1 protein-coding gene is annotated in these 576 nt (G+C 54.9%); it reads left to right on the top strand.

Annotated features, from left to right (window positions below; all coding sequences use genetic code 11):
* A partial coding sequence (locus EAE93_RS24050; protein ID WP_214040741.1) for an RNA-guided endonuclease InsQ/TnpB family protein occupies positions 1–576 on the top strand: 576 nt, incomplete at both ends.

Genomic DNA, 576 nt, shown 5'->3' with positions numbered 1-576 from the left:
TCTCACTACGCTGTCAAATCCAGCGGAGATAAGATGGCCAATCCCCGTCATCTTATCAATGCCGGCCGTAATCTGAGGCGTAAACAGAAGGCCCTCTCCCGGAAACAAAAAGGCAGCGCCAACCGTCGTAAAGCACGACAGAGGCTTGCCGCCGTACATGAGCGGGTAGCGAATGCCCGCGCCGATTTTCAACACAAACTGTCTCGTTCAATGGTTGACGAAAACCAAGCGATAATTGTGGAGACACTGAAATCGGCCAACATGATGAAGAATCACCACCTTGCCCGCGCTATCGGGGATGCGGGCTGGCATGGCTTCATCAAGAAACTGGAATACAAAGCCGCAGCGGCAGGCGTCCATCTGGTCAAACTGGATCAGTGGTTCGCCAGTTCGAAAACCTGCCATTGCTGCGGTCACAAAATGCTGGAAATGCCGCTGCGTAAGCGGCTCTGGCAATGCCCTTTCTGTCGAGTCGAACATGACCGCGATATCAATGCGGCGCTCAACATCGAGCGCAAGGGCATAACAGAATTACAGGCGGCGGGACTCGTCGTCTCTGCCCACGGAGGCCAGCGT

The organism is Photorhabdus akhurstii, from assembly GCF_018448925.1.
Taxonomy (GTDB): domain Bacteria; phylum Pseudomonadota; class Gammaproteobacteria; order Enterobacterales; family Enterobacteriaceae; genus Photorhabdus; species Photorhabdus akhurstii.
Note: the sequence above shows the minus strand (reverse complement) of the source record. Positions and strands in the feature narration are given on the sequence as shown.